This is a genomic window from Azospirillum argentinense (assembly GCF_000632475.1).
In the GTDB taxonomy this organism is placed as follows: Bacteria; Pseudomonadota; Alphaproteobacteria; order Azospirillales; family Azospirillaceae; genus Azospirillum; species Azospirillum baldaniorum.
On sequence record NZ_CP007796.1, the window covers coordinates 13,829 to 34,489 of the forward strand.

At 72.6% G+C, this 20,661-nt stretch carries 9 protein-coding genes; 6 read left to right on the forward strand and 3 right to left on the reverse strand.

The features are described 5' to 3' along the window. Positions 1–18: 18 nt before the first annotated feature. From ABAZ39_RS26580 to tauA, 3 genes are read right to left on the reverse strand one after another with little or no spacing between them, the layout of a single operon-like run. Complete coding sequence (locus tag ABAZ39_RS26580) at positions 19–873, reverse strand: ABC transporter permease subunit (protein WP_040137359.1); 855 nt, start codon at positions 871–873, stop codon at positions 19–21. After that, on the reverse strand, positions 870–1,673 hold the full coding sequence (locus ABAZ39_RS26585) for a taurine ABC transporter ATP-binding protein (RefSeq protein ID WP_040137360.1): 804 nt from the start codon (positions 1,671–1,673) through the stop codon (positions 870–872). The genes ABAZ39_RS26580 and ABAZ39_RS26585 overlap by 4 nt, the downstream gene beginning before the upstream one ends. A gap of 25 nt (positions 1,674–1,698) precedes the next feature. Then, complete coding sequence (gene tauA, locus ABAZ39_RS26590) at positions 1,699–2,700, reverse strand: taurine ABC transporter substrate-binding protein (protein ID WP_040137361.1); 1,002 nt, start codon at positions 2,698–2,700, stop codon at positions 1,699–1,701. A gap of 550 nt (positions 2,701–3,250) precedes the next feature. On the opposite strand from tauA, the gene ABAZ39_RS26595 reads away from it, so the two are divergent. The 6 genes from ABAZ39_RS26595 to ABAZ39_RS36295 all read left to right on the forward strand — a co-directional run bounded on the left by ABAZ39_RS26595 (position 3,251) and on the right by ABAZ39_RS36295 (position 20,649). Continuing rightward, positions 3,251–3,610 (forward strand): DUF6312 domain-containing protein, encoded by a 360-nt coding sequence (locus ABAZ39_RS26595; RefSeq protein ID WP_040137362.1) that lies wholly within the window; start codon positions 3,251–3,253, stop codon positions 3,608–3,610. Between the two features lie 177 nt (positions 3,611–3,787). Continuing rightward, entirely contained in the window at positions 3,788–4,036 is a 249-nt protein-coding gene (locus ABAZ39_RS26600; RefSeq protein ID WP_144243642.1) for a DUF6200 domain-containing protein, read from the forward strand. A 267-nt stretch (positions 4,037–4,303) separates the two neighbouring features. Next, the gene (gene fabD / locus ABAZ39_RS34820) at positions 4,304–7,003 is read left to right on the forward strand and encodes an ACP S-malonyltransferase (RefSeq protein WP_051658602.1); all 2,700 of its coding nucleotides are present in this window, start codon (positions 4,304–4,306) and stop codon (positions 7,001–7,003) included. 67 nt (positions 7,004–7,070) lie between these two features. Then, entirely contained in the window at positions 7,071–20,000 is a 12,930-nt protein-coding gene (locus tag ABAZ39_RS35835) for an SDR family NAD(P)-dependent oxidoreductase (protein ID WP_160174862.1), read from the forward strand. Beyond that, the gene (locus ABAZ39_RS36290; protein WP_040137365.1) at positions 19,997–20,389 is read left to right on the forward strand and encodes a hypothetical protein; all 393 of its coding nucleotides are present in this window, start codon (positions 19,997–19,999) and stop codon (positions 20,387–20,389) included. Before ABAZ39_RS35835 ends, ABAZ39_RS36290 begins: the two co-directional genes overlap by 4 nt. Next, positions 20,386–20,649 (forward strand): phosphopantetheine-binding protein, encoded by a 264-nt coding sequence (locus tag ABAZ39_RS36295; protein ID WP_040137366.1) that lies wholly within the window; start codon positions 20,386–20,388, stop codon positions 20,647–20,649. Before ABAZ39_RS36290 ends, ABAZ39_RS36295 begins: the two co-directional genes overlap by 4 nt. Positions 20,650–20,661 lie beyond the last annotated feature (12 nt).

A 20,661-nucleotide genomic window follows, 5' to 3' on the forward strand; every position in this document is an offset into this window, starting at 1 on the left:
CTCCGGTTCGGGAAAGCGTCAGGTCTTGCCCTTCCACGGCACCAGCCAGGATTCCAGCAGGCGCATCCCGTAGGAAAAGGCGAAGGCCCAGGCGGCGATGATGCCGATGCCGACGAACACCACGTCGGTGGCCAGGAAATGCGAGGCGGACATGATCATGAAGCCGATGCCGCGCGTCGCCGCGATCAGCTCCGCGGCGACCAGCGTGCTCCAGCCGACGCCGATGGCGATGCGCAGGCCGGTCAGGATCTCCGGCAGCGCGCTGGGCAGCACGATGGCGCGGAAGAGCTGCCAGCGCGTGGCCCCCAGCGACAGCGCGGCGTTGACCCGCTCGATGGGCAGCGACCGCACGCCGGCCTGAGCCGACAGGCAGATCGGGGCGAACATCGCCAGCGTCAGCAGGGCGATCTTCGACACCTCCCCGATGCCCAGCCAGATGATCATCAGCGGCAGATAGGCCAGCGGCGGCAGCGGCCAGTAGAACTCGATGGGGGTGTCGAGGACGCCCTTGGCCCAGCGGTTCAGCCCCATCGTCAGCCCCAGCGGGATGCCCAGCGACGCCGCGATCAGCGCCGCGGCGAGGATGCGCAGCAGGCTGGCCGACACATGCTCCCCAAGCGTGGCGCCGGCGTAACCGTCCTCCAGGATGGCGAGGAACTGGGCGACCACCTCCCCCGGTGCCGGCAGGAACAGCGGCGTCACCAGCCGGTAATGCGACACCAGAAACCATGCGGCGATCAACAGGAGGCCGGTGACCGCGCTGATCGGACCGGTCCGCGCGCCGTCCAGCCCGAAAGGCCGCAGGGCGACGGTCCGGGGCCGGGCGGCGGGGACCGCGAGGGGTTCGGTGGTCGTGCGGGCGGCGTCGGTCATTGCAGCGTCTCCCCGCGGTGGACCGTCGCGTGATGCGGACGATGGACGAGATCGCGGATGCGGTTGTGCAGGTCCCCGAAGTCCGGGTCGGACAGGATGGCGCGTACGTCCCGTTCGGCGGCAAAGCGCCGGACGAAGTCGAGGTCGAAGCGCGCCACGATCCGGCCGGGGCGCGGCGACATCACCACCACCGTCGTGCCGAGGAACAGCGCCTCCTCGATGGAGTGGGTGATGAAGAAGATGCGCTTGCCGGTGCGCGCCCAGACGTCGACCAGCAGTTCCTGCATCTGCTCCCGCGTCAGGCTGTCGAGCGCGCCGAACGGCTCGTCCATCAGCAGGATCTTCGGGTCGGTGGCCAGCGCGCGGGCGATGCCGACGCGCTGGCGCATGCCGCCGGACAGCTCGTGCGGGGCGGCCTTGGCGAAGCCCTCCAGCCCGACGAGGCGCAGCAGCTCGGCGGCGCGGTCCCGCCGCTCCCGCAGGGGGAGGCCGGCGAAATCCAGACCCAGCGCCACATTGTCCAGCACGCTCTTCCAGGGCAGCAGCGTGTCCTTCTGGAACACCACGCCGCGGTCGGCGCCGGGGCGCTCCACCGGCTGCCCGTCCAGCGTGATGCTGCCGTCCGACAGGGGAAGGAAGCCGGCGATGGCGTTCAGCAGCGTGGATTTGCCGCAGCCCGACGCCCCCAGCGCGACGACGATGCTGTTGGCGTCGATCTCCAGCGACGCGCGGTCCAGCGCGTGGATCACCCCGCCGTCACGGCCAGGAAAGAACACGCTGGCGTTCTGCACCCGGAGCATGGCGCGCCTCCCGTCCGGCCGCGCGTCAGGGCAGGGCCTTGACGTGGTCCGCCGTGACGAAGCCGCCGTAGCTGGGCAGCACGGTGGAGACCTTCTTCTGCTCCTTCAGGAACTCGGCGGTTTCCTTCAGGATTTTGGCGGTGCCGCTGTTCTCGCCGCCGTCCAGCCAGTCCTTGCTGGCCTGCTGCTTGGCCGGGATCAGCGACAGGTTGTTCAGCGCCGACGCCTGATCGGACGGCGTGCCGCCGAGAAGCCCGGCCAGCGCCTTGGCGTTCGGCGACTCCGGCCCCCAGGCGGCCTTGTCGTCGCGGAAGGAGACGCTGTAGCGCTCCACCACCCCGGCGAAGCTCTTCAGGAAGGCCGGGTTCTCCTTGGCGAAGGCGGCGGTGGCGACCCAGGCGGTGAAGGTCGGGGCGCCGCGGTCGGCCACCTGCCGGGAGGTCAGCAGAACCTTGCCGGTCTTCTTCAGCTCGGTCAGCGCCGGGTCCCAGACGAAGGCGCCGTCCAGGTCGCCGCGGTTCCAGGCCGCGACGATGTCGGGCTGCGGAATGGCGAACACCTGGGCGTCGCGCTCGCTCAGCGTCTCCTGCTTCAGCACGGCGAGGAGCTGGTAATGGTCGGTCGAGACCGGGGCGGCGGCCAGCTTCTTGCCCTTCAGGTCGGCGGGCGTCTCGATTCCGGAGCCGTTGCGGACCACCAGCGCCTCGTCCGTGCCGGAGGCGCTGGCGAGGTAGAAGGCCTTCACGTCCAGCCCGCGGCTGACCGCGGCGGCGAAGGGGCTGGAGCCGACATAGCCGACCTGGACGTCGCCCGCCGCGATGGCGGCGAAGATGTCGGCGCCCGAATTGAACTTGCGGAAATCGATCTCGGCGCCGGTCGCTTTGGCGAAGTCCCCGTTGGCAATCGCCACCGACGACGGCAGCGCGTCGGTCTGGTAGGCGACAACGATCTTGCCGGCGGCTTCGGCGGACATCGGCGCCAGGGTAGCCAGCGCGAACAGGGCAATGGAGGGCAGGAACTGTTTCATGGTCGCGTGTTTCCCCCGTCTTCACCCGGCGGCAGGATCGTGCGCCGGTGAAAAACTCTACATATCAAGGAGGGAAATAAGCAACAGGGAAGCAGGAGTGATGTGTATTATTTTTTCCATATATAGCATCATGATAGTGTGAAAATGGGAGTGCTCCTAGCCCCGGCTGTCCTCGGCGACTGCGTCGCCGTCGGGGCCCTCAACCGCATGCTCGATTTCGGACGCCCGAAGTCCGTCCGCGTCGTGTGAACGGCGACTGGGAAAGGCATCGTCACGACCTGTCGAACCTCCCTGCACCAAGCCGGCTGCAAGTCGTCAAAGGCGGGCCGACACTGGGGAGCGTCTTGGCGGTGCTCCCGCCGGCGCGGTTCAGCTGCGCCCTTCGCCATGCGCCTTGGAGATGATCACTCCATGAATACTATTGTCGTCATTTTATATTGAAGGATATCTGGTGTGATTATTAATTACATTTGCATGTTATTGAAGTTTCTATTGAGTATTCTGATGATCGAAGCTACAGTCTTTTGCAAATTCCTGGGAAGGTAGGATCATGCCCAAGATCAAACTTGACGAAGCGGTGAAGCGTATTTCCGTCCTGTCGATCGCTTCCGATGGGAAGCTGTCCACCCGGGACATCTGCTCTCTGGACGACGACGACAAAGACGACGAGGACGACGACGGAAAAAGCTTCGTGGAGAAGTCGGAACGGCTCGTCCGCCGTCTCGTCGAGGCTCAGCACACGATGCTGGAGGCCTATCTCAACGTCCACAACCGGTCCAACCGTGACCAGAACAATGGGTGGCTGCTGGACGTGGGATCCAACGTGGTTCACGCCTTCGGCAAGGGCCGCAAGCGGTTCAGCGAGTCGCGCACGGACGGTTCGTACCGGCAGCGCCGATCCTACGACTGACCGGCCGTCCGGTTCGACGCTCCGGACTGCGCCGGCGGAGACCGCCGGAACCCGCAGCGGGGCACGCATCGCGTCGCGCTTCCGATGGAGAGGCGCCGAGGGGGATTTTTGTCGAGCGGTACGGCTCCCGCGCGCCGCGTGGATGCCGGTGCCAGTGGCCCTTGAACGGAGTGGAACATGGCTGTCAGGAAGACGGTGTCGGTCGCGTTGGACGACAAGGCGGACGACGAGAGCATCCCGAGCAACGAGATCGTCTTCATCGATCTCCCCGATCAGAAGCCCAAGGACATCAAAGCGCTGCGCAAGGGGCAGGGGCCTCTGGTCGAGGTCGTCCTGGAAACGCTCGAGGAGCTGCAGGCCGCCGGCATCAAGTCGCAGCCCGTCGTCGTGATCACCAGCGCCAAGTCGGACGGCTCCTTCTGGTGATCCCGTCCGGTGACGGTTGGGCGCCGGCTCCATTCCCGCGGACAGCCTGACTGACGGCGGGCTGTCCGCACATCACCGAAATCCGAAACCGAAATCCGAAGCGACGCCCTGCGGAGCGCCGGCCGGGGGCGTATGCCCACGCTCGCGCCTTCGGCCGAGCGACGGTCTTTGCATGTCCGGTCGGTGCCTGTGGTGCCCGACCCTGGCCTGCCGCGATGCACACGGTCACATCGCGGCGTGAGCCAAATCGCAGTTGGAGAAGGGCTGGTGAGCGGCAATCCGTGGATTCTCAATTCGAAGCCGGTCGTGTCCCCGGAATTCCGCCTGTTCTGTTTTTCCTACGCAGGACGCGGTGCGTCCGCCTTCGTGAGCTGGCGGGACCACCTTCCGCCCACGGTCGACCTGTGCGCGATCCAGCTTCCCGGACATGAAACGAGGCTGCGGGAACCGCTGGAAACGCGCCTGCGGCCGCTGGTGGACGCCATCGTCGATGGGATGTCCACGCTGCTGGACGTTCCCTATGCCCTGTTCGGCCACAGCATGGGCAGCCTTCTCGCCTTCGAGGTGGCGCACGCCCTCCGAGACGCGGGGAAACCCCGAGCCGCGCGCCTTTTCGTTTCGGGCCGCGAGGCGCCGCACGTCGCCCGCGTGCCGCCCCTGCTGAGCGCGCTGTCCGATTCGGTCTTTCTCGACAAGCTGCAGCTCCTGTTCGGCGGCATTCCCGAGCCGGTGCGGAACGACCCCGAGCTGATGCGCTTCTATCTGCCGGTGATCCGTGCCGATCTGACCGTGCTCGAACAATACCGGCACGAGCCGCGGCCTCCCCTCGATTGCCCGATCAGCGCGTTTCGCGGCACGACCGACGAGCAGGTGGGCGACGCGGGCTTCCAGGCCTGGGGCGAGCTGACACGGGCGGAATTCCGCGCCCGCAGCCTGACCGGCGGCCATTTCTTCATCAACGACGCGCCGGCGAGGGCGGACATGATCCAGACGATGCTCGGCGATCTCGGCAACACGCGTCCGGCCGCGGCGCCCCCCGCGATTGGGCGTGATCCGGCAGCCCAGGCGGTCGCCCAAGCCCAGGCGGTCGCCCATGTGTTTCCCGGCCAGGGCTCGCAGCAGAAGGGCATGGGGGCGGTGCTGTTCGACCGTTATCCCGCGCTGGTGGCCAAGGCCGACGAGATCCTCGGCTATTCGCTGAGGACCCTGTGCCTGGAGGACCCCGACCGCCGACTCGCCCAGACCGAATACACGCAGCCCGCGCTGTTCGTCGTCAACGCCCTGACGCATCTGGCGGCGGTGGCCGACAGCGGCGTCCGGCCCGATCTGGTCGCCGGGCACAGCCTGGGCGAATACAACGCGCTGCTGGCCGCCGGGGTCTTCGATTTCGAAACCGGCCTGCGGCTGGTCGCCAAGCGCGGCCAGTTGATGAAGCAGGCGCGGCGCGGCGCGATGGCGGCGGTCATCGACCTGCCGCCCGACGACATCGCGCGGTTGCTGGAGCGGAACGGCCTCTCCTCCATCGACGTCGCCAACCTCAACACCCCGACGCAGACGGTGATCGCCGGCCCGGTCGAGGACATCCCGCGCGCCGAGCCGGTGTTCCGGCAGGCCGGCGCCAAGTACATCCAGCTCAACGTCAGCGCGGCGTTCCATTCGCGCTACATGACGGAGGCGGAACGGGAGTTCGCCGCCTTCATGGGCGGCTTCGCCTTCGCGCCGCCGGCCATCCCGGTGATCGCCAACCACACGGCGAGGCCCTACGACCCGGATGACATCCGCGGCTGTCTGGCGCGCCAGATTTCCAGCTCGGTCCGCTGGTACGAGTCGGTGTCCTACATGATCGCGACCGCCGATCCCCAATTCGTGGAGACCGGTCCGGGGCAGGTGCTGACGCGGATGATCGCCCAGATCCGCCAGTCCCCGATGCCGATCGCTCCCGATCCCGTGCCGGCTCCCGCACCCGCCGCCGTTCCGGAGCCTCCCGCCCCGTCCCGGCCGGCGGTGCCGCCGCCGGGCGGGCTCGCCTTCCTCCTCAGCGGCCAGGGGTCGCAGTATTTCCGGATGGGAGCCGCGCTCTACGCCGGTGACGCGGTCTTCCGCGGTGCGATGGACCGGTGCGCCCGTCTGGCCGGGGACGGCCTGCGGCTGACCGACCAGCTCTACCGCGGTGCGGCGGCGAGCGAGCCGTTCGACGATCCCGCCGCGGCCAGCGTCGCGCTCGTCGCCATCGGCCATGCCCTGGCGGCGGTGCTGGAGGAGCGGGGGATCGTTCCGGACCTTCTGGTGGGCTACGGGGTGGGGGAGATCGCCGCCGCCGTGGTGTCCGGCGCGGTCGCGCTGGAGGACGGGATCGGTTTTGCCGCCGAGACGGCGCGCCTGTTCCAGCGGCTGACGCCCGCGGCGGGGCTTCTGGCGGTGCTGGACCATCCCGATCTGGTGGACCGGCGCCCCGACCTGTTCGATGGCTGCACGGTGGCGGCGGTCCATTTCCACCGGCATTTCCTGGTGACCGGAGCGGCGTCCGCCGTCCGCCGCGCGGCGGAGCGTCTGCGGCAGTGCGACGTGACCGCCCAGATCCTTCCGGCCCGGATCGGCCTGCACAGCGCGCTGATCGACGAGGCGGAGGACGAGTTCCGCCGTCTCGCCGCCGGTCTCGCCGTCAAGGCGCCGCGCCTGCCGCTGTTTTCGCCCGCCGGGATCGGCTGGGTCCCGGCGGTGGGGCCGGACAGCCTGTGGCGCGCCGTCCGCCAGCCCGTGCGCTTCGGCGAGGCGGTGCAGCGGATGGAGGCGGAGGCGCGGCCCCGCCGCTACGTGGATGCCGGGCCGTCGGGCACCCTCGGCACCTTCGTCAAATACCAGTTGAACGATGCCGGACGGGCCGTGATCGCGATGAACCGCTTCGGACGCGATCTGGAATGCCTGCAGGCGCTGGTCGATGCGCTGGGAACCGGCCACAGGGGCTGAGCGGGATGTCGGGACTCCGCCCGGACAAGGCGTCCTTGGGAACGGCGGCTCTGGGGAGGATCGGGGCGTGACGGATGCGAGCATGAGCGGCGGCACGATCGCCGTGATCGGGATGGCCTGCCGGTTTCCGGGAGCGGCCGACGGCGACGCCTTCTGGCGGCTGCTGGACAGCGGCCGTTGCGCCGTGAGCGAGATCCCCGGCGACCGCTGGGACTGGACGCGCTGCGACGCGGGCGCAGCCGGCAGCGCCCCGCCGGAATGCCGCTGGGGCGCCTTCATGGACGGGGTCGACCGGTTCGACGCGGGCCTGTTCAAGGTGTCGCCCAAGGAGGCGGCGCTGATGGACCCGCAGCAGCGCCTGACGCTCGAACTGTCCTGGGCCTGCTTCGAGGATGCCGGTTATGCGCCGTCCCGGCTGGCCGGGTCGGACGTCGGCGTGTTCGTCGGCGTGTGCAACTACGACTACAAGGAGCTTCAGGACCGCTATGCCCGGCGGGGGGAAGGCCATTTCCTGACCGGCACCGCCAACACCATCATTCCCAACCGGGTCTCCTACTTCTTCGACCTGCACGGCCCCAGCCTGTCGGTCGACACCGCCTGTTCGAGTTCGCTGTTCGCGGTGCATCACGCCGTCCGCTCGCTCCAGGCGGGCGAGTGCTCCATGGCCCTGGCCGGCGGCATCAACGTCATGTGCAGTCCGGAACGCTACGTCCCGTTCAGCCGGCTGGGCATGCTGTCGCCGCGCGGCCGGTGCAGCGTGTTCGACGCCGGTGCGGACGGCTACGTGCGCGGCGAGGGGGCCGGCTACATCCTGCTGAAGCCGCTCGACCGGGCGGTGGCCGACGGGGACCGCGTTCTCGGCGTCATCCGCGGCGTTGCCGTCAACCATGGCGGACGGGTGCGCAACCTGACCTCGCCCAACGCCTTCGCCCAGGCCAAGGTGATCATGGCGGCCCTGCGCGCCGCCGGGGTCAATCCGGCGGAGGTCGACTGCATCGAGGCCCACGGCACCGGCACGCCGCTGGGCGATCCCATCGAGGTCAACGCCCTGCGGCGGGCCTTCTCCCGCCAGCGGCGCGACGGCGGCGCGGTGCCCGCCGGACCGTGGTGCCGTCTGGGCTCGGTGAAGACCAACATCGGGCATCTGGAGGGCGCGGCGGGCATCGCCGGGGTCATCAAGATCCTGCTGATGCTCCGCCATGGCCGCATGCCCGCGCTGCACGGCTTCGAGACGCTCAACCCCCGCATCGACCTCGACGGCAGCCCCTTCACCGTCCTGGCGGAGCCCTGCCCCTGGCCGCGCGGGGAAAGGCCGCGCATCGCCGGCGTCAGCTCCTTCGGATTCGGCGGGGCGAACGCCCACCTGCTGATCGGCGACGCCCCCGATCTGCCGGCCTCGCCGCGGGCCGAGCCGGACGGAACGTCCCACATCGTTCCGCTGTCCGCCCGCACCGGCGAGGGGTTGCGGGCGCTGGTCCGCCGCTACCGGGATTTCCTCGGCGGCGACGGCGCCGAGGCCACCGTCGCCGACATCGCCTTCACCGCGCGGACCGGGCGGGACGCGCTGGAGCGGCGCATCGCCCTGATCGCGGCGGATGCCGAGGGCCTGCGCCGCGCGCTCGACGCCTTCCTGGAAGGGCGGGGCGACGTCGGTCTGGTCACGCCGGACGGTCCCCCGTCCGAGGCCGCGGGCGACGCCCTGACCGCCTGGCTTGGCAGCAAGGACGGTGCCCCGCTGCCGGGGGGCGCCGAGGGCCGGCGCGTCGGCCTGCCGACCTATCCCTTCGCCGCGAACCGCCACTGGCTGTCGGACGCGGAGGGGCTGGGCCATTTCCCCGGGGGCGGGGAGCCCCCCGTTCCGGTCCGGACCGTGCCGGTGCCGCCTTCGCCTTTGCCTTCGGTGCCCGCGCCGGCGGCCGTGGCGGTTCTCCTTGCCGCCGACCCGGTGGTCGCGGACCACAGGGTGCGCGGGCAGGCCATCTTGCCGGGCGCGGCCAGCCTTGCCCTGGCCCTGCGGGCGGCGGGACCGGAGGTGCGCGGGCTGCGCGACGTGGCGTGGCTGCGGCCGATCGGCGTGCCGGGGGCATTCGTGACGTTCGACATCCGGTGCGACGGTGGGCGGTTCGACATCCTCTCCGGTGATCCGGCGCGTTCGGTTTCCCATGTGAGCGGGCGCCTGGCCACCGCGGACGGACAGTCGGAAGCGCTCCCGGCCGCCATTCCCGAATCCGACCTGCGGAGCCTGCCGACCATCGATCCCGATGCCCTGTACGGGCGCTTCGCCGAGGCGGGCATCGACTACGGGCCGGCTTTCCGGGTGATCCACGGCCTGCGGTGCGACGGAGCGCGCGCGGTCGCCGAACTCCGGCTCGCTCCCGGTTCGGTGGCGGCCCTTCCCGGCGTCGCCCCGCTGGCCTATCTGCTCGACGGCGCCTTCCAGGCCGCCGCGGCGACCCTGGCGGAGCCCGGGGCCATGCCGGTGGATCTGGGGTCGCTCGCGCTCGCCGCGCCGGTGCCGGACCGGTGCCGGGCCGTGGTGCGCAAGACCGCCGACGGCGCGGTGCCCCGTTTCGACATCGACCTGCTGGACGAGGCGGGACACCGCTTCGCTGCCGTCCGGGACCTCGCGGTGCGCCGCAGCGCGGACGCGCCCATCGCCTACCGGCCCTTCTGGGTTCCGGTGCCGGTGGAGCGCGTGGAAAGCTCCGCCGCTTCCGGCGCCGGACCCATCCTGATCGTCGCGCCGCGCTGGGCGGAAGCGGTGGCGTCGGGGATCGCCGGGCGGGTGGGGGAGCGTGCCCGTCCGGTCTTTACCGACGATCCGGCGGGGCTGGAGGCGGCCCTGGCGGGCGGCGAACGGCCCGCCGGCCTGTGGTTCCTGGGCGCGCTGGTGCCGCCGGACGTCGATCCGGAGGACCCCGCGGCCCTGGCGGACAGCCAGCGGACGGGGGTGATGGCTCTGTTCGCCCTGCTGAAGCGGCTGGAGCGGCGGGGCTGGCCGTCCTTCCTGCGGGTGGTCACCAACGGCGTCTTCGCCGTCGCTCCGGACGACCGGCCCTTGCCGCCGGGGGCCTCCGCCGTCGGTCTGGTCACCTCCCTGGCCCGCGAGGTGCCGGAGATGGCGTGCGCCTGCCTGGACCTGCCGGCGGACTTCGACGCCGCGGCGCCGCCGGACTGGCTGCTCGACGGATTGTTCCGGGCCCCCCCGCCGGGGCCGCCGCCGATTCTCGCGATCCGCCCCGACGGTTGCCATGTCCGCCGGCTGGAGTCCCTGCGCCTGCCGGAGGCGCCGCTGCGGCTGCGTCCGGACGGAGCCTACCTGATCGTCGGCGGCGCGTCCGGCATCGGGCTGGAGACGGCGGTGGCCTTCGCCCGCGCCGGCCGGGACGTCCGTCTGGTCATCGTCGGACGCCGGGCGCTGGAGGACGGGCCGCGGGAGGCGCTGGCCCGCATCGCCGAGGCCGGCGGCCGCTGGCACTATGCCCAGGCCGACGTCGCCGACGCGGCGGGGATCGCCGCGGCGGTGCGGGACGGCGTGGCGGCGTTCGGCCCGCTGCGCGGCGTGGTCCACTCCGCCCTGGCGCTGGCCGACCGCGCCTTTCCGGCGATGGACGAGGCGACGTTCCGTCGGGCGCTCGACCCGAAGGTGGCGGGCTGCGCCGCCCTGGCCGCCGCGGTGGCGGGTCAGCCGCTCGACTTCATGCTGTTCTATTCCTCCGCCCTGTCCTTTCTCGGCAACGCCGGGCAGACCAACTACGCCGCCGCTTCCGCCTTCGAGGACGCCTTCGCCGCGCGGCTGGCGGCGACGCGGCCCTTCTCCGTGCGGACGGTGAACTGGGGCTATTGGGGCGAGGTCGGCGTCGTCGCCGGGGAGGCCATCCGTGAACGGCTCGCCCGATCCGGGATCCATTCGATCGCCACCGCGGAGGGGATGCGGCTGCTCCCCCGTCTGCTGGCCGGGCCGGTCGGGCAGGTCGTCGCGATCAAGGCCGACGCGCCGGTCCTGGAGGCGATGGGGGTGGAGACGGGCCGGACCGCCGAGGCGAGCGCGCCGCCGCCGGTTCCGCCCGATCTCGGCGGGCTGGAGGCGCTGGCCGCCGGCTGCTTCGGTCCCGATCGGTTCCAGGAGACGGCGGCGGCGTTCGCCGCCATGGAGGCCATCGGGCGGGCCGGATTCGCCGCGGTCCTGGACCGCCTCGAAGGGCAGGCGACCGACGCCCGGTTCGACCGGCTGACGGCGGCCATGCGGGCCGCCGTGGCGCAGGGGGAGACGGTCACGGCGGACGAGAAGGCGACCGCGTCGGCGCGGCTCGCCGCGCTGGGGCGGGAGGTGCCGCCGCTGGCCGGGCATGCGCGCCTGCTGGCGCATTGCCTGGACGCGCTGCCCGACGTGCTGGCCGGCAAGGCCGCCGGAACCGACGTGCTGTTCGGGGAGGGGCGGCGCGGGCTGGTGGCGGGGATCTACCGCGGCCACGCCACCGCGGACGCCTACAACGACCTGATCGCCGCGACCGTGCGCGCGGTGCTGGACGCGCTGCGCCGCCGCGACGGGGATGAGCGGACCTCCACCATCCTGGAGGCGGGGGCGGGGACCGGCGGGACTTCCGCTTCGGTGCTGCCGGCGGTTTCGGCAACCGGCGACGCCGCCGCGGCGCGCCTGCGCTACCTCTACACCGACCTGTCGCTCAGCTTCCTGCGCGAGGGCCGGGAGCGGTTCGGCGCGTCCTACCCCTTCACCGACTTCCGGACGCTGGACGTCGCGGCCCATCCGGGCGGGCAGGGCTACGAGCGGGGCGGCGTGGACGTGGTGGTGGCGGCGAACGTGCTCCACGCCACCGCCGACATCGGACGGACGCTGCGGCATTTGAAATGGCTGCTGAAGCCCGGCGGGGTGCTGGTTCTGGGCGAGGCCGCCGACAACAAGGTCTTCCTCACCGCCACCTTCGGCCTGCTCGACGGCTGGTGGGCCTACGGGGACGGGCACCGGCGGATGCCGCACGGCCCGCTGCTCAGTCCCGATCTCTGGCGGCGGGCGCTGCACGCGGAAGGCTTCACCCAGGTCAAGCTGCTGACCGCTCCCGCGGGGTGCGGCGAGCATCTGGCGCAATGCGTCGTCGTCGCGGTGAGCGACGGGATCGCCAGTGACGCCCCGCTCGCCGCGTCGCCGCAGGTGCCCGCGACCGCTGCCGCCGCGGTGGCCCGCTCCGCCGTCTCCGGCGGTTCGCCCGCCCCGGGCCGGCTGGATCCGCAGATGTTGCCGGATCCGCAGACGTTGGCGGAGCAGGCGGTCGGGGAGGCGTTGGCCGAGGCCACCGGGATCGGGCTCGCCGACCTGGACCGGGAGAGGGCCTTCTCCGACTATGGCGTCGATTCCCTGGTGGGCGTCGATCTGGTGCGCAAGGTGGGAGAGCGGCTGGGAACGCCGCTGCGCACCACGCTGGTCTTCGACCACCCGACCATCCGGTCGCTGGCCGCGCATCTGGTGTCCGCGAACGGCGACGCCGTGGCCGCCCGCCTCGCCGGGCCGGCGCCGCAACAGCCCGCCGCCCCGTCGTCGGCGCCGGAGCCGGCGCCCGTGGTGGCCGCCCCGGCGGAGGGGCCGTCCGGTCCCCTGGCCGCGGTGATCCGGGGGCCGGGGGCCATCGGGGACGTGGCGCTGGAGCCGCTCGGGCCGCTGCCCGATCCGCTGGCGGACGAGGTGCAGATCCTGGTCCGGGCGGCGGCGCTCAACTTCGGCGACCTGCTGTGCGTCAAGGGCCTATATCCCAGCATGCCCGACTTTCCCTTCGCGCCGGGGTTCGAGGTCGCGGGGCTGGTGCACCGGGTGGGGCCGGCGGTCACCGGGTTGCGTCCGGGGGACGCCGTGGTCGCCCTGACCGGCGCCACCCTGGGCGGGCTGCGGAGCGTGGCGACGACGCGGGCCGCCTACGTCGTCCGCAAGCCCGCCAATCTCGATTTCGCGGCGGCCTCCGCTCTGCCGGTCGCCTTCGTGACCGCGGAGATGGCGTTCCGCCGCGCCGCCCTTGGCGCCGGTGACTGGGTGCTCATCCAGACGGCGGCGGGCGGGCTGGGGCTGGTCGCCGTCCAGCTCGCGCGGCGGGCCGGGGCTCGGGTGATCGGCACCGCCGGCAGCGACGCCAAGCGCGACCATCTCCGCCGGATCGGCGTGGAGGTCGTGCTGGATTACCGGCAGCCGGATTTCAAGGCGGCGGTGCGCGCGGCGACCGGCGGGCGCGGCGTCGATGTCGTGCTGAACACCCTGCCGCCACCGGCCATGCAATGGGGGATCGACGCGCTGGCTCCCGGCGGGCGCTACGTCGAGCTGGCGATGACCGGCCTGCGGGCCGCGGGCGGTCTGGATCTCAGCGGGTTCGTCCACAACCAGACCTTCATCACCCTCGACGCCCGGCGCGCCCTTCTGGAGCGGCCGGAACTGGCCCCGCCGCTGCTGGAGACGATGGTGACCCTGGCCGAGGCGGGGGCCCTCGTCCCGGCGGTGGACCGCGTCCTGCCCTTCGGCGCGGTCGCGGAGGCCCTGCGGCGGCTCGACGGGGCGGCCAACATGGGCAAGGTCGTCCTGCGCATGGACGAGCCGGCGCTTCCCGCCGGCATGTCCGTCGCCGCCGCCGTCCCTCCCGTCGCCGCCGTTCCGGAGCCGGCAGCGCGCGGCGGAGCGGTCGCCGTCATCGGGATGGCCGGGCGCTTTCCGGGGGCGGCGGATCTCGACGCCTTCTGGGACAATCTCGCGGCGGGGGTCTGCTCGGTCGGCGGTGTTCCGCCCGACCGCTGGACTTCGGACGAGGGGCCCGCGGCGGCGGCCTACCGCCACGGCGCCTTCCTCGCGGGCATCGACCGGTTCGACCCGATGTTCTTCAACGTCTCCGGCCGCGAGGCGGAGATGATGGACCCGCAGCAGCGGCTGTTCCTCCAGTCCTGCTGGCACGCCATCGAGGATGCCGGCATCGCCCCCGACAGTCTGGGCGGGCGGAACTGGGGCGTGTTCCTGGGCGGCGGGACGGGCGACTACACCGAGACGCTGCTCGACGGCGGGCTGCCGCTGGAGGGCTTCGCCTTCACCGGCAACGAGGCGTCGGTCTGCGCCGCGCGCATTGCCTATCTCCTCAATCTGAAGGGGCCGGCGCTGGCCGTCGGCACCGCCTGCTCGTCGTCGCTGGTCGCCATGCACCAGGCCTGCCGCAGCCTCGCCGACGGCGATTGCGAGGCGGCCATCGTCGGCGGCGTCTTCATCAACACCACGCCGCGCTTCCAGGCGCTGTGCGCCAGCGCCGGCATGTTGTCGCCGACCGGGCTGTGCCATAGCTTCGACGACCGGGCGGACGGCTTCGTGCCGGGCGAGGGCGTCGCGGCACTGGTGCTCAAGCCGCTCGACCGGGCGCTGGCGGACGGCGACCCGATCCATGGCGTGATCCGCGCCATCGGCGTCAACCAGGACGGCAAGACCAACGGGATCACCGCCCCCAGCGTCGCCTCCCAGACCGCACTGGAGCGCGCGGTCTACGAGCGCGGCGGCATCGATCCGGCGACCATCGGCTATGTCGAGTGCCACGGCACCGGAACCCGCCTCGGCGACCCCATCGAGATCGAGGCGCTGACCGCGGCCTTCCGGACCTTCACCGACCGGCGCGGCTTCTGCGGGGTGGGGTCGGTCAAGACCAACATCGGCCACACCGTCACCGCCGCCGGGGTGGCCGGGGTGATCAAGATCCTGCTGGCCATGCGCCACGGCCGGCTGCCGGCCAGCCTGCATCTGGACCGGCCGAACACGCACATCGATTTCGCCGGGAGCCCGTTCTTCATCGTCGACCGGCCCCGCGACTGGCCCGCCGGCCCGCTGCCGCGGCGCGCGGCGGTGAGTTCCTTCGGCTTCAGCGGCACCAACGCCCACGCGGTGATCGAGGAACCGCCGCCGCGCGCGACCGCCGCGGTCCCGGCGGCGGCGGCGCATCTGTTCTGCTTCTCCGCCAAGACCGAACCGGCCCTGCGGACGCTTCTGGCCGGGTTCGCCGGCTGGCTGAGGCGGCGGACCGACGCCCGCGCGGCGGACGTGGCCTACACCCTGCTCGTCGGGCGCAGCCATTTCCCGGTGCGCTTCGCCGTGGTGGCCGGCAGCCTCGCCGAACTGGCCGGGCGGCTGGAGGGGGGCACGCCGGGCGGTGCCGAGGTCATCGGTGCCGAAGCCATCGGTGGCGCGGACGGCGACCGGGCGGTGCTCCGGGATCTGGCGACGCGCTATGTCCAGGGAAGCGTGCCGGACGCCGCGCGCCTGTTCCCGGCGGGTGCCGCGCGCCGCATCGGGCTTCCCGGCTATCCCTTCGCCGAGGAGCGTTACTGGCCCCCGGCGCGGCGGGCGCGCCCCGCCGCGGTTCGTCTGACGGTTGCGCCGGAGTCGCTCTGGCTGCGCGACCATCGCGTCGCCGGGCGCCGCATCCTGCCCGGCGCGGTGCTGCTGGAGATGGCGCGCGCCGCGACCGGTGAAGGGACGGGCGCCGGCCCGCAAGGCGTCGTGGAGGTGTCGTGGCTGCGTCCGGTCGAGGCCGGGGAAGGGCCGGTGGAGCTGGTCGCGCGGCCGTCCGCGGACGGCCGGTCCTGCGAGCTGTGCAATGGCGACGGCGACGGGGCGCCGTATCTTCGCCTCGGCTTCGGCGCGTCGCCGCCCGAGCCGTTTTCACCGCCCGAGCCGCTCGACCTCGACGCCGTGCGCGGGCGCTGCGCGGAGCGGCTGGACGCCGCGGCCTGCCACGTCCTGCTGGAGGCGCGCGGCCTTCGCCACGGTCCGGCGCTGCGCGTCATCGACCATCTGCTGCGCGGCGACGGGGAGGTGCTGGCCCGCCTGAACCCGCCGGAGGAACCGGCCGGGGCAGCCGACGCGGTGCTGCATCCCGCCCTGCTGGACGGCGCCTTCCAGGCGCTGGCGGCCCTGGTCGGGACCGGCGACCGCGATGTCCTGGTGCCGCAGGGCGTCGCGCGCCTCGGCTGGACCGGGCCGCTGCGCGCGCCCTGTCTGGTCCATGCGCGGGCGCTCGGCGAGCAGGACGGACGCCTGCGGTTCGATGTCCGGATCGGCGATCCCTCCGGCGCCCTGCTGGCTTGGCTCGACGGGGTGTCGGTGGCGCGCCTGCCGGAAGCGGCGGGCCGGCCGGCGGTGCTGCATGCCGAGCCGGTGTGGCTGGACGCCCCGCCGGACACCGGCGCGACGCCGGCCCTGCCGCCCGGCGCCGTCCTGGTGCTGGACCGCGACGGTGCCCTGGCGGAGCGGCTGGGCCGGACGCTCGACGCCCGCTGGCCGGTGATCGCGGTTCCCGCGGGCGACGCCGCGCCCGGGCGATTCGACGCTCTGCTCGACCGGCTGGAGACCGGCGGGCTGCGCCCCGCCGCGCTGGTCCAGGTCTGGCGGGCGGACGTCGGGCCGGGCGAGCTGGACGCCATGGTGTATCCCCTGCTGGGGGTGATCCGCAGCCTGGCGCGGCGCGGCGCGGCGGTGCGCGTCGTCGCCGCGCTGGCCGGGGACGGCGGACCGTTGCCGGCGCTGTTCGCGGCGCTGCCGGCGCTGTTCGGGTCGCTGGTCAAGGAGTTGCCGGGCTGGAGCGGCCAGACCATCGCCGTCACCGGGCCGGAGGGCGCGGCCCCCGGCGAACTGGCCGGGCTGCTCGACCGCGAACTGCGCGACCGGGGACCGCTCGCCGCCGAAATCCTCGTCGAGGGGGAGCGGCGCAGGGTTCGCCGCCTGCGCGAGGTCGCCGCGACCGTGGTGCCAGCCGCCGCGCTGCCCGCCGCTCTGCGGAGCGGCGCCGTCACGGTGATCAGCGGCGGTCTCGGTGGGCTGGGCCGGATCTTCGCGGAGCATTTGGCGCTCGGCTCCGGCGCCACGGTGGTGCTTCTGGGCCGCAGCGACCCCGACGCGGAGCGGCGGCTTTGGCTTGAGGAACTGAGGGGCCGGGGGGCGTCGATCCATCACGTGAAGGCCGACGTCGCCGACCCGGTCCAGACGGCGGCGGCGGTGGCCGAGGTGCGGCGGCGGTTCGGCCGGATCGACGGCGTGCTGCACGCCGCGGGCGTCGTCCGCGACGGTTCCCTGCTCAGCCGGACGGAGGAGGATGTCGCCGCGGTGTTCGGACCCAAGGCGCTGGGCGCGGTCAATCTCGACGCGGCCATCGGCGACGCTCCGCTGGATGTCTTCGTCCTGTTCTCGTCGCTGGCGGGGCAGGCGGGGAACCGGGGGCAGGCCGCCTACGCCTTCGCCAACCGTTTCCTCGACGGCTTCGCGGACTGGCGCGAGGAACAGCGCCGGCAGGGGCGGCGGCGGGGCCGAACGCTTTCCCTTTCCTGGCCGCTGTGGGATGGCGGCGGGATCGCCCTGACGCCCGTGGCCCGCGCGCAGCTGGCCCGCGAGGCCGGTCTCGCCCCGATGTCCAGCGAGGACGGGCTTCGCGCCTTCGAGGCGGCCCTCGCTTCGGCGTCCGTCCGGCGCGCCGTGCTGGCCGGGGACGCGGCGCGGCTGCGCGCCTTCCTCGACCGGGTCGGCGACGGCGCCGGGGGTGATGGCGGGGAAACGGCGCTGGCCGCCCCGTCCGCAACGCCCGCGGCGCCGGTCCGTGCCGAGGATGTCGCGGAACGGGCGGAGGCGTGGGTGCGCGCCTTCCTCGCCGAGGCGCTGAAGCTGCCGCCGGGCCGGCTCGGCACCGACCAGCCCTTCGAGCAGTTCGGCATCGACTCCATTCTGGTGGCGACGCTGACCGGTCAGCTGCGCAAGCGGTTCGGCGATCTTCCGGAAACGCTGCTGTTCGAGCATCCGACGATCGGGCGTCTGGCGGGCTTCCTGGCGGCGGAGCATGGCGACCGCTTCGCGCCGCCGCCATCCTCCGCCGTCCCGGCAGCCGATGCCGCTCCGCCTCCGGCGGCGGTGGCTTCCGGCGCGGTGCCGGTCGAAACCGCTCGCCCACCGGCGGCGGTGGACGGAATCGCCATCGTCGGCCTCGCGGGGCGCTATCCCGGCTCTCCCGACGTCGACGCCTTCTGGGAGAACCTGAAGCAGGGGCGGGATCTGGTCCGCGAGATTCCCGCCGACCGCTGGGATGCCCGGCGTTATGGCGAAGCGGAGAGCGGCAAGGGGGCTGCGGCGCGTGGCCGGTGGGGGTCCTTCCTCGACGGCGTGGACCGTTTCGATCCGCTGTTCTTCAACATCGCGCCGCGCGAGGCGGCGGTGATGGATCCCCAGGAGCGCCTGTTCCTGGAGACGGCCTGGACCGCCCTGGAGGACGCCGGCTATTCGCGGGCGGAGCTTCAGGACCGCTTCGGCGGCGCGGTGGGTGTCTTCGTCGGCGTGATGTGGAGCGACTACCAGCTCTACGGTGTGCCCGGAACGGAGCGCAGCGCGCCGCGACCGCTGGGCTCCTCCTTCGCGTCGATCGCCAACCGCGTGTCCTATTTCCTGGACGCCGGGGGGCCGAGCATGGCCGTCGACACCATGTGCTCGTCCTCGCTGACCAGCGTTCATCTGGCCGGGGCCAGCCTGGAGCGGGGGGAATGCCGGATCGCCATCGCGGGCGGCGTGAACCTCTCCCTCCACCCGAACAAGTACCGCTATCTCGCCCGCGAGGGGTTCCTGTCCAGCGACGGGCGCTGCCGCAGCTTCGGCGAGGGCGGAGACGGCTACGTGCCCGGTGAGGGCGTGGGCGCGGTGGTGCTCAAGCGGCTGGCGGACGCCCTGGCCGACGGCGACCGCATCCTCGCCGTGATCCGGGCCTCGGCGGTCAATCACGGCGGGCGGGCGCAGGGCTATACGGTGCCGAATCCGCGGGCCCAGGCCGCCCTGATCCGCGGCTGCCTGGAGAAGGCCGGGGTGGAGCCGGGCAGCATCGGCTATGTCGAGGCGCACGGCACCGGCACGGCCCTGGGCGATCCCATCGAGCTGCGCGCCCTGACCCTCGCCTTCGGTGGGGCCGTCGGGGCCGGCGGAACGGACGACGCGACGGACGGCGGCGGGGCGCCCTGCGCCATCGGCTCGGTCAAGTCCAACATCGGCCATCTGGAATCGGCGGCGGGCATCGCCGCGGTGACCAAGGCGGTGCTGCAACTCCAGCACCGGCAGCTCGCGCCCTCCCTGCACGCCGAGCGGCTGAACCCGCGCATCGACTGGCAGGGGACGCGCTTCCGCGTGCAGCGGGAGCTGGCCGACTGGCCGTCCGGCGCCGGGCCGCTTCGCGCCGCGGTCAGCTCCTTCGGGGCGGGCGGCTCCAACGCGCATCTGGTCCTGGAGCGCCACGCCGATCCCGTCCGTTCGGCGGGCGAGGGGCCGCAGCTCCTGCCCTTGTCGGCCCGGGACGAGCGCGGGCTCGCCGAGCTGGCCGCGCGCTTCGTCGAGCGGTTCGGCGATGGCGCGACCGCGCCGCCGCCGCTGGCGGACATCGCCTTCACGCTCCAGGTCGGGCGGGACGCCCTCGACCTGCGCCTCGCCATCGTGGCCGAAACGCCCGAGGAATGGCTGGACCGTCTCAGGAGGTTCGCCCGCGGGGATGCTGCGGCGGACGGGCTGTGGTCCGGTTCGGTGCTCGACCGCCCGGCCGCGGCGGGGGAAGGCGGCTTGTCCGGCGGCGGTGCCGAGCGGGCGCGGCGTCTGATCGCCGCCGGCGACCTGGCCGGGCTCGCCGCCCTGTGGGTGCGCGAGCCGGTCAAGGTGGACTGGCGGCTGCTCCATGCGGGGCGCCCGCCGCGGCGGGTGTCCCTGCCGACCTATCCCTTCGCCCGGCAGCGCTGCTGGGCGGTGCCGGACCCGGCGCCCGATCCGGTGCCGGCCGCGGCGGAGGAGGCCGGAGACCTCCGGTTCCTCGTGCGCCGGCTGAGAAGCGGCAACCTCGGCCCCGACGACGCGCTGGCGGCGCTGAAGGGGCGGGGACCGGCCAACGGCACGGGGATCTCCGCCGGCATCCGGGTGGCCGGGGCCACCCTCTTTCAACAGGACGGGAATGAAGGATCATGACGGACACATCGGGGGGCACCCTGCCCGACACCGAGCAACTCATCACGCTGCTGACCGGAACGTTTTCGGCGGAAGAGACCAACAAGGGGATGGACATGTCGTACATCTCCGTCTTCCGCCCGGACATGACGTTCTCGACGGACGGCGCGATCACCATGGGCGAAAACCAGTCTCCGTTCCACTCGCGCGGCACGTGGACCGTCGAGGACGCGGTCATGCAGTTCCACTTCACGGAGTCGTCCGTGCCGGGGCTCGCGGGAACGGACAGCGGAAACCAGATCCTCTCGGTCGACCTCCGCACGGCGGTGTTCCGGTCGTCCAACGGGTCGGAGATCGTCATGCACCGGGTGCCCGCGGACACCGCCGCCTCCCAGGGGGACGGCCGATGAGCCGGGACCATGTCCTCGACGTGATCCGGGCGCAGATCGCGCGGGTGCTGCCACACGTGCCTCCCGAAGCCGTCACCGAGACGGTGCATCTGAAGCAGCTGGGCGCCGATTCGATCGACCGCACCGACATCCTGACCATGACCATGGAGGAGCTGATCGCGGAGAACCGGCTGGACGGGCTGACCCCGCTGGTGGCGTTCGCCGCCGTCCCCAACATCGGCGCGCTGGCCGACCTTCTTTTCGCCCGCTGCCGCCGCTGACCGGACAGGACC